This is a genomic window from Butyrivibrio sp. VCD2006, assembly GCF_000423925.1.
Taxonomy (GTDB): domain Bacteria; phylum Bacillota; class Clostridia; order Lachnospirales; family Lachnospiraceae; genus Butyrivibrio.
The window spans coordinates 1-12,128 of the sequence record NZ_AUIX01000001.1 but is presented as its reverse complement, the minus strand read 5'-3'; the positions used below and the strand labels follow the sequence as shown (position 1 = coordinate 12,128).

At 43.1% G+C, this 12,128-nt stretch carries 9 protein-coding genes; all 9 read left to right on the top strand.

All coding sequences use genetic code 11. The features are described from left to right. The first annotated feature begins 351 nt into the window (after positions 1 to 351). The 9 genes from G586_RS0100045 (at position 352) to clpX (ending at position 11,745) form a co-directional block, all read left to right on the top strand. Positions 352 to 1,830: an L-fucose/L-arabinose isomerase family protein gene (locus G586_RS0100045; RefSeq protein WP_026526030.1), complete on the top strand. Its 1,479-nt coding sequence runs from the start codon at positions 352 to 354 to the stop codon at positions 1,828 to 1,830. A gap of 135 nt (positions 1,831 to 1,965) precedes the next feature. After that, positions 1,966 to 2,697: a glucosamine-6-phosphate deaminase gene (gene nagB / locus G586_RS0100040; RefSeq protein WP_026526029.1), complete on the top strand. Its 732-nt coding sequence runs from the start codon at positions 1,966 to 1,968 to the stop codon at positions 2,695 to 2,697. Between the two features lie 65 nt (positions 2,698 to 2,762). Beyond that, positions 2,763 to 3,737, top strand: a complete 975-nt coding sequence (locus tag G586_RS0100035) for a D-2-hydroxyacid dehydrogenase (protein ID WP_026526028.1) — start codon at positions 2,763 to 2,765, stop codon at positions 3,735 to 3,737. 55 nt (positions 3,738 to 3,792) lie between these two features. Next, positions 3,793 to 4,665, top strand: a complete 873-nt coding sequence (locus tag G586_RS0100030) for an aldose 1-epimerase family protein (RefSeq protein WP_026526027.1) — start codon at positions 3,793 to 3,795, stop codon at positions 4,663 to 4,665. Between the two features lie 308 nt (positions 4,666 to 4,973). Next, entirely contained in the window at positions 4,974 to 6,200 is a 1,227-nt protein-coding gene (locus tag G586_RS0100025; protein WP_026526026.1) for a UTP--glucose-1-phosphate uridylyltransferase, read from the top strand. 470 nt (positions 6,201 to 6,670) lie between these two features. Further along, the gene (gene galE / locus G586_RS0100020; RefSeq protein WP_026526025.1) at positions 6,671 to 7,687 is read left to right on the top strand and encodes a UDP-glucose 4-epimerase GalE; all 1,017 of its coding nucleotides are present in this window, start codon (positions 6,671 to 6,673) and stop codon (positions 7,685 to 7,687) included. An 8-nt stretch (positions 7,688 to 7,695) separates the two neighbouring features. Next, positions 7,696 to 7,974 carry a hypothetical protein gene (locus G586_RS0100015; protein WP_026526024.1) on the top strand — a complete coding sequence of 93 codons (279 nt, stop codon included), beginning with the start codon at positions 7,696 to 7,698 and terminating at the stop codon, positions 7,972 to 7,974. A 206-nt stretch (positions 7,975 to 8,180) separates the two neighbouring features. Next, on the top strand, positions 8,181 to 9,977 hold the full coding sequence (locus G586_RS21135) for a trypsin-like peptidase domain-containing protein (RefSeq protein ID WP_051204298.1): 1,797 nt from the start codon (positions 8,181 to 8,183) through the stop codon (positions 9,975 to 9,977). 205 nt (positions 9,978 to 10,182) lie between these two features. Beyond that, on the top strand, positions 10,183 to 11,745 hold the full coding sequence (gene clpX / locus G586_RS0100005) for an ATP-dependent Clp protease ATP-binding subunit ClpX (RefSeq protein ID WP_196811518.1): 1,563 nt from the start codon (positions 10,183 to 10,185) through the stop codon (positions 11,743 to 11,745). Positions 11,746 to 12,128 lie beyond the last annotated feature (383 nt).

Genomic DNA, 12,128 nt, shown 5'->3' with positions numbered 1-12,128 from the left:
CAGAGGGGGAAGGCAAAAAATAAAGCCTTCTCCAGAGGGGGAAGGCAAAAAATAAAGTCTTCTCCAGAGGGGAAAGGCAAAAATAAAGCCTTCCCCTTGGGGGGAAGGTGTCAGCGAAGCTGACGGATGAGGGGACATAGTTACCATATTTTATCCCTCAAATATGTGAAATATGTCGTGTTGACAAAAAAGCCTTCAAAACTTATGATTTAGGAGTGTGTGAACGTACACACAATTTGTGTTAAAGAACACAAATCAGGCTGAACAAACCACTAAAAACGTTCATTTTTCGCAGTTTTCATAAAAACTGTAAAGCAATAAACACTATTTAAAGGGTAGGAGGAAAAAATGATGAATAACATGCCCCAGGCAAAAATTGGTATCGTTGCAGTCAGCCGTGACTGCTTCCCGGCATCACTTGCAATCAATCGTAGAAAGGCACTTGTAGAGAGCTACACAAAGCTTTTCAATAAGGATGATATTTATGAGTGTCCTGTTTGCATCATCGAGAGCGAGATTCAGACACTTGAGGCTCTTGAGGATGTTAAGAAGGCAGGATGTAACGCACTTTGCGTATACCTTGGCAACTTTGGTCCTGAGATTTCAGAGACACTTCTTGCTGAGAAGTTTGGTGGTCCTGTAATGTTCTGCGCAGCTGCAGAGGAGTCACAGGGTGACCTTATCGATGGTAGAGGAGATGCTTACTGCGGTATGCTTAACGCAAGCTACAACCTTCACCTGAGAGGCGTAAAGGCATATATTCCTGAGTATCCTGTAGGAACAGCTGATGAGTGCGCTAAGATGATCAACGAGTTCGTTCCGATCGCAAGAGCACTTTATGGTCTTTCAGAGCTCAAGGTTATCAGCTTCGGTCCTCGTCCGATGAACTTCCTTGCTTGTAATGCACCTATTCAGCAGATCTACAACATGGGTGCTGAGATCGAGGAGAACTCAGAGCTTGATCTTTTCGAGAGCTTCAACAAGCACGCTGGTGATCCCAGAATCGCTGACGTTGTTAAGGATATGGAGAACGACCTTGGCGCAGGTAACAAGAAGCCTGAGATCCTTTCTAAGCTTGCTCAGTACGAGCTTACACTTCTTGACTGGATCGAGGAGCACAGAGGCGGCAAGAAGTTCGTATGTATCGCTGGTAAGTGCTGGCCTGCATTCCAGACTCAGTTCGGATTCGTTCCCTGCTATGTAAACTCAAGACTTACAGGCCGCGGAATTCCGGTATCTTGCGAAGTAGATATCTACGGCGCTATCTCAGAGTTCATCGGAACATGCATCTCCGGTGACGCTGTTACACTTCTTGATATCAACAACTCTGTACCTGCTGACATGTACGAAGAGTCCATCAAGGGCAAGTTCGACTACAAGCACACAGATACATTCATGGGCTTCCACTGCGGAAATACTTGCACAAGCAAGCTTGCTAGCTGCGAGATGAAGTTCCAGAGAATCATGGCTAGAAACCTTCCTGAGGAAGTTACACAGGGAACACTTGAAGGTGACATCATGCCTGGTGATATCACATTCTACAGACTGCAGAGCACATCTGATAACCACCTCAAGGCTTATGTAGCACAGGGTGAGGTTCTCAACGTACCTACAAGATCATTCGGTGGTATCGGTGTATTCGCTATTCCGGAGATGGGAAGATTCTACAGACACATTCTTATCCAGCACAACTTCCCTCACCACGGTGCAGTTGCATTCGGTCACTTCGGAAAGGCACTCTTCGAGGTATTCAAGTATGTTGGAGCAGAAGTAATCGGCTACAACCAGCCTGCATCACTTCCTTATCCTACAGAGAATCCTTTCGCTTAATTGCAGGATAATAAATAATAAAAAAATCATGGCCGCAGATGTTTACCAAAGGTACGCATCTGCGGCTTTTTTTAAGTCAAGAGAACCGTCCCCGTGTCTCTAAATGGAGTATAATGATTGTGGAGGGGGATTCACATGAGAGTATACAAAGCAGTGGATTACAATGACCTTAGCAGGAAAGCGGCTAATATAATCTCGGCACAGATAATCATGAAGCCTGATGCTGTGCTTGGGATGGCAACTGGTTCGTCACCTATTGGAACGTATAAACAATTGGTCGAATGGTACAAAAAAGGTGACCTGGATTTTTCGGAGATAAAGACCATAAACCTCGATGAATATATGGGAATTGGCCCTGAAAATGAGCAGAGCTATCACTTCTATATGCGCACAAACTTATTTGACCATGTAAACATCAAGCCTGAGAACACATTCATTCCAGACGGTCTTGAAGAGGATGGGGAAAAAGAGTGTGCAAGATATGATGAAGTAATAAATTCCTGTGGAGGTATAGATTTACAGCTCCTTGGTATAGGGGGCAATGGTCATATTGGTTTCAATGAACCGGGGACTTCTTTTGGAAAAACAACTCATCAGGTCGCACTCTCGGAGAGTACGATCGAGGCAAATTCCAGATTCTTTTCCTCAATAGACGAAGTGCCAAAATACGCCTACTCAATGGGAATTAAGAATATCATGCAGGCGAAGAATATTCTTCTTATTGCCTCCGGGATAAATAAAGCAGAGGCACTTCAAAAAGCTTTCTTTGGACCGATAACACCGGCGGTGCCTGCCTCTATTTTACAGCTTCATAATAACGTTACCATTGTTGCGGATGAGGATGCTTTATCGGCGGCGAAGTGGTAGAATGACATTGCACAATTAAAAAGCAAACAAAAGAATTACCTGATTTAAGGAGGATTATTGAAATAATGAAAATCGTAGCAGCAGAGATTGATAGCGTAGGAAATGACCTTGATTATACAGAGTTTTCAAAGCTTGGAGACGTTACATATTATAAGAATAAGATTACGGTAGAGAATGCGAAGGATCGTCTTGCAGGCGCCACTGTTCTCTGCATAAATAAATCCAGGATAACAACAGAGGTGCTCGATGAGGCACCTGACCTCAAGCTAATCTGTGAGTTTGCAACAGGTTTTGACAATGTTGATATCAAAGCCTGCAAGGAGCGTGGAATTAAGGTTGCCAATGTTGCAGGATATTCCACAATGTCAGTTGCACAGCATACATTTGCTCTTCTGTTCTATCTGATGGAGAGTCTTAAAGATTATGACGAATTTGTAAAAAGCGGTGACTACGCTGCACAGGAGTATTTTTGCAAGCTTGATATTCCCTATCATGAAATTGATGGCATGACCTGGGGAATCATCGGCATGGGTAACATCGGAAGAAAAGTTGCCCAGATAGCAACAGCTTTTGGAGCAAAGGTAATCTTCTATTCAGCTTCAGGAAGAACAGAGCACAAGGATGAGGACAAGGCTTATGAGATGGTAAGCTTTGATGAGCTTCTTGAGAGAAGTGATGTACTTTCACTTCACTGCCCGCTTACAGACAACACAAGAAATCTGATCGATGCTGCTGCATTTAAAAAGATGAAGAAGACAGTTTACCTTATAAATGTTGCAAGAGGTCCTGTTGTAAATGAAGACGACCTTGCAGATGCCATCGAGTCAGGAGAGATCGCAGGAGCAGGTCTTGACGTTCTGACAGCCGAGCCTATGAAAAAGGACAGCCCTCTTCTTAGAATTCAGGACAGCAAGAAGCTCTTTGTTACACCTCACATGGCATGGGCCAGTGTAGAAGCAAGAATTCGCTGCGTGGATGAAGTAGGAAAAAATATTCAGGCATTTGAAAAGGGCGAGAATAGAAATATCGTTAATTTATAAGTCCATGTGATTAGGTAAGAAGCAAAATATTTAAGCAGGAAAGGATTCGGGGATTATGAGGATCAGTCTTGGTAACAACATTATCACCGCAGAGATAGATACAGCCGGTGCAGAGCTTAAGAGCGTTAAAAAAGAGAATAAGGAGTACATGTGGTGCGGAGACGCCAAGTTTTGGGGACGCACTTCGCCGGTACTTTTCCCTTTTGTAGGCGCGGTTGCAGATGGAAAATACAGAGTAAGCGGAAAAGAGTACAAGATGGGGCAGCATGGTTTTGCCCGTGATATGGAGTTTGAGGTGGTGGAAAAAGCTGAAGACTATGCGCTTTTCGAGCTTTCGTCAAACGATGAGACTCTTCAGAAATATCCTTTTGATTTCAAGCTTTTCATCTCATACAAGCTTGATGGCGATAGCGTAGTAGTCGGCTGGAAGGTTGAAAATACCGGAAAAGAGGAGATGCCGTTTGCGATAGGCGCGCATCCCGCCTTTAACTGTGAGCTTAGTGATGATGGTACGCTAAAGGGCAATTCTGTAGTGCTTAAGACTGACAAGGATGTCCTCACCGTGAGGAAGTTCCATGATCCCCTTGCAGCAAATGAAACCTATGAGCTTTCTCTTAAGGCTGACAAATCCTTCGATGTTGATGAGCACACCTTCGATGGTGGAGCGATCATCCTTGAAAACAGCCAGGTAAACGGTGTTTCCATAAAAGATGCAAATGGCAAGATTTTCGTAGAGCTGACCTTTGATGCACCGCTTCTTGGTATCTGGTCACCGGTTGGAAAGAACGCTCCTTTCATCTGCCTTGAGCCCTGGTATGGCAGAGCTGATGCAGAAGGATTTACAGGGGAATTAAAGGATCGCGAATGGGAGCAGAGCTTAAATCCCGGAGATTGCTTTGAAGTAGCATATACAGCGAGATTTCATTAAATATTTTTTAATACAGAATTTTGAATCAAAAGCCACCGGTTATGTGTAAAGACCGGTGGTTTCTTATTTGCTACGAAGAAATTCCTTCGAATTTTTTATGGAGTATAATAAGATATGGGTGAAAAGTGACATATTATAATTGGATTTGATTGTTTTTATTTTTTCAGTGAGATATCATATAATAGGTTTTTATCACATTGAGGATTTGGTGTGTAATAAAGTTTATATAACAAAAATATTCTGCAGGTATGTAAAGATTGGGGCTTTGGTGAGTCCTGCGGGATACGCTTAGAAAAGGAGAAGTTACTATGACATTAGAAGAAGCTAAGAAGAAGCTTGAGGCAGAAGGACAGGAACATGTTCTTAAGTATTATGACGAGCTTTCAGAAGCTGAGAAGGCAGCTTTGCTTCAGCAGATCGATGAGACAGATTTCGATGTTTTGAAAAATGCAAAGAATCTTGGAAAGGGTTCTGAGAGAGGAGAGTTTTCACCTCTTGCCTGCATGCAGCTTTCAGAGATTGAGAAGAGAAAGGATGAATTCAACAGCATCGGTGTAGAGGCTATCAAGCAGGGTAAGGTTGCAGCATGTCTTCTTGCAGGTGGCATGGGAACAAGACTTGGTTCCGATGATCCTAAGGGAATGTACAATATCGGTCTTACAAAGGAAGTTTTCATTTTCCAGCGTATCATAGAGAATCTTATGGATGTTGTTAACGCAACAGGAACATGGATTCATCTTTTCATTATGACAAGTGAGAAGAACCACGAGAAGACAGTTAATTTCCTTACAGAGAAGAATTTCTTTGGCTATAAGGCAGATAAGGTTACTTTCTTCAAGCAGGATATGGCTCCCGCTTCAGATTATGAAGGTAAGGTTTACATGGAGGAGAAGGGACGCATCTCCACATCACCTAATGGAAATGCAGGTTGGTTCTCTTCAATGATCAAGGCAGGTCTTGATAAGACTCTTCACGCTGAGGGTATTGAGTGGGTCAACATTTTTGCAGTTGATAATGTACTTCAGAGAATCGCAGATCCCTGCTTCGTAGGTGCAACAATCGCACAGAAGGCAGAGGTTGGTGCTAAGGTTGTTAAGAAAAATGCTCCCGATGAGGGCGTTGGTGTTATGTGTCTTGAGGATGGCAGACCTTCAATCGTTGAGTACTATGAGCTCACACAGGAGATGATGGATGCCAAGGACGAGGCAGGAGAGCCCGCTTACAACTATGGTGTAATCCTTAACTATCTCTTCAATGTACCTGCACTTGAGCGTATTGCTAAGAATGATCTTCCTCTTCATGTTGTTGAGAAGAAGATTCCTTATATAAATGAGAATGGTGAGCTTGTTAAGCCCGAGACACCTAACGGATGCAAATTTGAGCAGCTTGTTCTCGATATGATTCATGAGCTCGACAGCTGTGTTCCTTACGAGGTTGTTCGTGAGTATGAGTTTGCACCTATTAAGAACAAGACTGGTAAGGACTCTGTTGAGTCAGCAAGAGAACTCTGCAAAAAAAACGGAATTGAACTTTAATTGAGAACCCTCATCCGGCGCTTCGCGCCACCTTCCCCCATAGGGGGAAGGCAGAAAGAAAAGTTCCTCTTCAGGGGAAAGGCAGAAAGAAAAGTTCCTCTTTAGGGGAAAGGCAGAAAGAAAAGTTCCTCTTCAGGGGAAAGGCAGAAAGAAAAGCTCCTCTTCAGGGGAAAGGCAGAAAGAAAAGTTCCTCTTCAGGGGAAAGGCAGAAAGAAAAATTCCTCTTCAGGGGAAAGGCAGAAAGCAAAATTTCTCTTCAGGGGAAAGGCAGAAAGAAAAGTTCCTCTTCAGGGGAAAGGCAGAAAGAAAAGCTCCTCTTCAGGGGAAAGGCAGAAAGAAAAGTTCCTCTTCAGGGGAGAGGCAGAAAGAAAAATCCTCTTCAGGGGAAAGGCAGAATATTTAAGCCTTCTCCCTATGGGAGAAGGTGTCAGCGAAGCTGACGGATGAGGGTATTATGGGAGGATAAAAGTATGGCAATTTTAGTTACAGGCGGTGCCGGATACATCGGAAGCCACACAGTAGTTGAACTTCAGAACGCCGGATATGACGTTGTTGTAATGGATAATCTTGCAAACGCAAGCGAGAAGGTTATTGGCCGCGTTGAGGCTATAACAGGCAAGAAGGTTCCTTTTTATAAGGCAGATATCCGCGACAGAGAAGGCCTTGAAGAGATTTTCACAAAGGAAAAGATTGACAGCGTTATCCATTTTGCAGGTCTTAAGGCAGTTGGTGAGTCAGTTCAGAAGCCTTGGGAGTACTATGATAACAACATTACAGGAACACTTACTCTTGTTGATGTAATGAGAAAGCATGGATGCAAGAACATTATCTTCTCATCATCTGCAACAGTTTACGGTAACCCTGCATTTATTCCGATCACAGAGGAATGCCCCAAGGGACAGTGCACCAATCCTTACGGATGGACTAAGTCAATGCTTGAGCAGGTTCTTTCAGATATTCAGTTTGCCGACAAGGAATGGAATGTAGTTCTTCTCAGATACTTCAACCCTATCGGAGCTCACAAGAGTGGCACAATCGGTGAGAACCCCAATGGTATCCCGAACAACCTGATGCCTTACATCACACAGGTTGCAGTAGGAAGACTTCCTAAGCTCGCTGTTTTCGGCAATGATTATGATACACATGACGGTACAGGCGTCCGCGATTATATCCATGTTGTGGATCTCGCAGTTGGACATGTTAAAGCTCTTAAGAAATTAGAGCCAGGCAGTGGCCTTTCAATCTACAATCTTGGAACAGGTGTTGGTTACAGCGTTCTTGATATCGTTAAGAACTTCGAAGAAGCTAACAATATCAAGATTCCTTATGAAATCCAGCCCAGACGTCCCGGCGATGTCGCTGCCTGCTACTCAAATGCTGACAAGGCTGAGAAGGAGCTTGGATGGAAGGCACAGAACGGCATTCGTGAGATGTGCGAAGATTCCTGGAGATGGCAGAGTCAGAACCCCAACGGATATGAGGACTAAGGTGCTTTATGTTCAGACTTTGGGTACGACTTATAGAAGACAATCATCTTCTAAAAGATACTGTAATTGAAGATGCGTCAATGGAGACCAGGACTCATAAGGTTATGAATGCTATTGAAAAAGCATGCTACGAGCTTGATCTTAGTAAACCTATATGGCTAAAGTCCACGGTTCATGACTTTCAATTACATAGTAAATGCAGATTTACAAAGGATGCATTTATTGAAGAGATTCCATTTGATTATATGGAAATCCAGGTGATTGAAGAGGATGATTTTTATTACTAAATACGATCAATACGAATAAATGCGTATTTATGAGATATTTCCCAACTTTAATGACACAAACTTTTAGTTTGGATTAAGGTGCGGGAAATATTTTTTTGATACTTTTATCACAATTTCGTCACAATCTCTTTCTATACTGTGAACATACAAAAAGAAATCGATAAACATTTTATCAAAAAATTATTCTAGAAAAGAGGTAATGAGTGATGTTTGATAATGAAAATAACGAGCAAAACACTAATCAGGATTTGGGGTTTGGAAGGGAGTCTGAAACTAACAACGCAGGAAATAAGAATGATTCCTCAAACACTTCATCAAACGGCTATGGGGTAAATTCCCAGAATAACACCTACGGCCAGGGCGGAAGCACTTATGGCCAGGGCGGAAGCTCCTATGGTCATGGAAATAATACATACGGTCAGAACAGCACCTATGGACAGAACAGTGGAAGCTATGGTCAGAACACTTATGGCCAGAACGGAAATTACGGCAACTACAATTACAACAATCAGGGAACTTATGGTAATTACCAGTACTCTTATCAGCCCGGTATGAATGGTGGAAACGGTCCTAAGAAATCAGGAACAGGCAAGAAGGTAGCAGCGGTCATTGCAGTTGCACTTGTCCTTTGCCTCGGACTTGGCGCAGGTTACTATAGCATGACAAAAATCGCTCAGATACCTGCTACCACAGCGAATGATAAGGCAGCACTTCCTGATACTAAGGAAGAGATTAAGGATAGCATAGCTTCTTCTGATTCGGATGCTGAGAGTTCAGAGGATACTGCAAAGAGTGAAACACCTGCAGCTACAAACGGAGATAACGCAGGAATCGCTCAGACAGAAGTGATCGAGAATCCCAGAACAGTTGTAACTGATGTTACTGAGGTTGTTGCAAAGGCGATGCCTGCAATGGTTTCCATCAATAACAATTTCACACAGGCTTATAACTATTTTGGACAGACATACAGCCAGGAACAGACTGCATCAGGTTCAGGCTTTATCGTTGGAACAAACGAAACCGAGCTTTTGATTGCTACTAACTACCACGTAATTGAGGGTGCAGATTCTCTTGAGGTTCAGTTTGTTGACGATAATACAGCAAAGGCTGAGGTTAAGGGTACAGATTCAAATATGGACCTTGCTGTAATCGCAGTACAGCTTTCAGATCTTAGCGCTGATACCAGAAATGCAATAGCAATCGCAACATTAGGCGACTCCGATTCACTTACACTTGGTGAGCCCGCTATAGCAATCGGTAATGCACTTGGATATGGTCAGTCAGTAACAACAGGTGTTATAAGTGCCGTAAACCGTGTAATCGATCTTGATGACAGCAAGCAGGGTACATTTATTCAGACTAACGCCGAGATCAACCCCGGTAATTCAGGTGGTGCTCTTTTGAACATCAACTGTGAGGTTATTGGTATCAACTCCAATAAGATTGGTGGATCAACAATTGAAGGAATGGGTTATGCAATCCCGATTTCAACAGCTAAGCCTATCATCGAACAGCTTATGACTGAGAAGACACGCTCTAAGGTAGCTGAGGAGAACAGAGGTTATCTTGGAATATCTGGTGTAAGTGTAACTTCAGATGTTTCAAAAATGTACGGACTTCCTCTTGGAGTATATGTTGCAGGCGTAACAGATGGCAGCGGAGCAAAGGCAGCAGGTCTTCAGGAAGGCGATATCATCACAAAATTTGATGGCAAAGAGATATCTTCTATGGATGACCTTCAGAACAGACTCGCATACTATGAAGCCGGTGAAGTAGTTAATATCACAGTAAAGAGACAGGCTGATGGCGGATATCAGGATCACGACATTGAGGTTACTCTTGGAACAAAGCAGACTGTTGAGTCTGACAGTGACAATACAGACGGCCAGAAGTATGATGGCGAAAAGCAGCCTGATGCTAAGCAGGAAGAAGGCATGGAAGGACAGGAAGGTTATGATCCCTTCTCAAATCCTTTCGGATTCGGATTTGGTTTTGGTAACTAAATAGAAATAGATAGTCAAAGTAAAGACTGCCTTTGAGTATTACAGCTCGGGGCAGTCTTTTTATTAAATGTTTCCTTTTTAGCAAATTACTGATATTTAAGCCTGAAATTTCTATATTGCTGATGGAGTAATGCACGAATATAATATATTGTGTGCATTCTATTTTTTGTAAGGAATTAAGAATTAGAAAATACGGAGAAATGAAATGACAGATAGATACGATAATGACGATCTGGATTTTAGAGAGGTAATGGATTCCTCTGTGGATGAAAGCCCCTATGATAAGAATACGGATTCATCAAAGGATAACACTGTAGATACGACAAAGACAGAGAAGACATCGTCAGACTCAGAGCATAAAGAGAGTGAGTATGAGGATATCTGCTTTATGTGCAGAAGACCTGAGAGCAAGGCTGGGAAAATGTTCCATCTTCCCAATAATATCTGCGTCTGCCCTGATTGCATGCACAAAACAATGGATACGATAAGCCAGTTTGATTATCAGAATCTTTTGAATAATCCTACACTTATGAATGAGCTGAATAAGCATAACGGCATGCCAAATCTTGGTTTCATGGATTTTGGAGATTTTGGAGGTACCGGCGGAATTCCTAATTCTCAGAAGATTAAAAAGAAGAAAGAGGAAGACATTAAGATAAAGCCGGAATTCAATATCGAGAATATTCCTGCTCCGCATAAGATAAAGGCGAAGCTTGATGATTATGTAATAGGACAGGAAAAGGCTAAGAAGATAATTTCCGTTGCTGTGTACAACCACTACAAGAGAGTGAAGACCGGAACCATGGACGATATCGAGATTGAGAAGTCCAATATTCTCATGATCGGTCCCACAGGTAGCGGTAAGACATATCTGGTAAAAACGCTTGCCAGACTTCTTGATGTGCCGCTTGCTATTACCGATGCAACATCTCTTACAGAGGCAGGATACATCGGTGATGATATCGAGAGCGTAGTAAGTAAGCTTCTTGCAGCTGCCGGCAATGATATAGATAAGGCGCAGCAGGGTATTATTTTCATCGATGAGATAGATAAGATTGCGAAGAAAAAGAACACTACATCAAGAGATGTAAGCGGTGAGTCAGTTCAGCAGGGAATGCTAAAGCTCCTTGAGGGTGCTGACGTTGAGGTTCCTGTAGGTGCCAGCAGCAAAAATGCAATGGTGCCGATGGCTACTGTAAATACCAGAAATATTCTGTTTATCTGCGGTGGTGCGTTCCCTGATCTCGAGGATATCATTAAGCAGAGACTGAACAAGCAGACTTCAATCGGTTTTGATGCAGACCTTAAGGATAAATGGGACAAGGACCCTGATCTTATCACCAAGGTTACTGTTGATGATCTGAAAAAATTCGGAATGATTCCGGAATTCCTTGGACGACTTCCTATTATCTGCTCCCTTAAGGGACTTTCCAAGGATATGCTGGTACAGATATTAAAAGAGCCCAAGAACGCTATCCTCAAGCAGTATCAGAAGCTCCTTGCCCTCGACGAGGTCAATCTGGAGTTTGATGATGAGGCGCTTGAAGCTATTGCTGAAAAGGCAATGGAAAAGGATACCGGAGCCAGAGCACTCAGGGCTATCATTGAGGAATTTATGCTTGATATCATGTATGAGATTCCTAAGGATGACAATATCGGAAGCGTCACAATTACCGGAGATTATATCAATGGAAAGGGTGGCCCGAAGATTGAGCTTAGAACTACGGAGGTGCCGAAGGCAATCTCCATGAAGGGTGAGAGTATATAAATAGGACCCCTCATCCGGCAGCTACGCTGCCACCTTCCCCCGCAGGGGGAAGGCTTTTTTAGTTTGCGCGCCATGGGCGCACTCTAACAGGTGAAAGTCCTGAACACGCCCAGATAGTGGGAAGTGTATAGCCGAACAGCAAGGGTGTCCATCGCGAGATGGAATCTGAAGGAAGCTGTAAGCAAATCTCTGGTCCGACGGACAGAAATCACATATAAGGCTAGGCTACGAGAGATAAGTTGGCTAAAAGCAACGAAGTCTTATAACTATCACCTTTGTAGTAGCAGAGTAAATGTGGCGGATATATGGAGAGAAAGAGCGTGCACCTTAAGCGTGGAGGTCTCACAGAGGTTTCATTAGCCTAGTAACAACGAACTGTGAGA

What these genes read in the sequence shown, in the direction of transcription:
- G586_RS0100045 (WP_026526030.1), top strand. Translation starts at nt 352, where the DNA reads ATGAATAACATGCCCCAGGCAAAAATTGGTATCGTTGCAGTCAGCCGT.
- nagB (WP_026526029.1), top strand. Translation starts at nt 1,966, where the DNA reads ATGAGAGTATACAAAGCAGTGGATTACAATGACCTTAGCAGGAAAGCG.
- G586_RS0100035 (WP_026526028.1), top strand. Translation starts at nt 2,763, where the DNA reads ATGAAAATCGTAGCAGCAGAGATTGATAGCGTAGGAAATGACCTTGAT.
- G586_RS0100030 (WP_026526027.1), top strand. Translation starts at nt 3,793, where the DNA reads ATGAGGATCAGTCTTGGTAACAACATTATCACCGCAGAGATAGATACA.
- G586_RS0100025 (WP_026526026.1), top strand. Translation starts at nt 4,974, where the DNA reads ATGACATTAGAAGAAGCTAAGAAGAAGCTTGAGGCAGAAGGACAGGAA.
- galE (WP_026526025.1), top strand. Translation starts at nt 6,671, where the DNA reads ATGGCAATTTTAGTTACAGGCGGTGCCGGATACATCGGAAGCCACACA.
- G586_RS0100015 (WP_026526024.1), top strand. Translation starts at nt 7,696, where the DNA reads ATGTTCAGACTTTGGGTACGACTTATAGAAGACAATCATCTTCTAAAA.
- G586_RS21135 (WP_051204298.1), top strand. Translation starts at nt 8,181, where the DNA reads ATGTTTGATAATGAAAATAACGAGCAAAACACTAATCAGGATTTGGGG.
- clpX (WP_196811518.1), top strand. Translation starts at nt 10,183, where the DNA reads ATGACAGATAGATACGATAATGACGATCTGGATTTTAGAGAGGTAATG.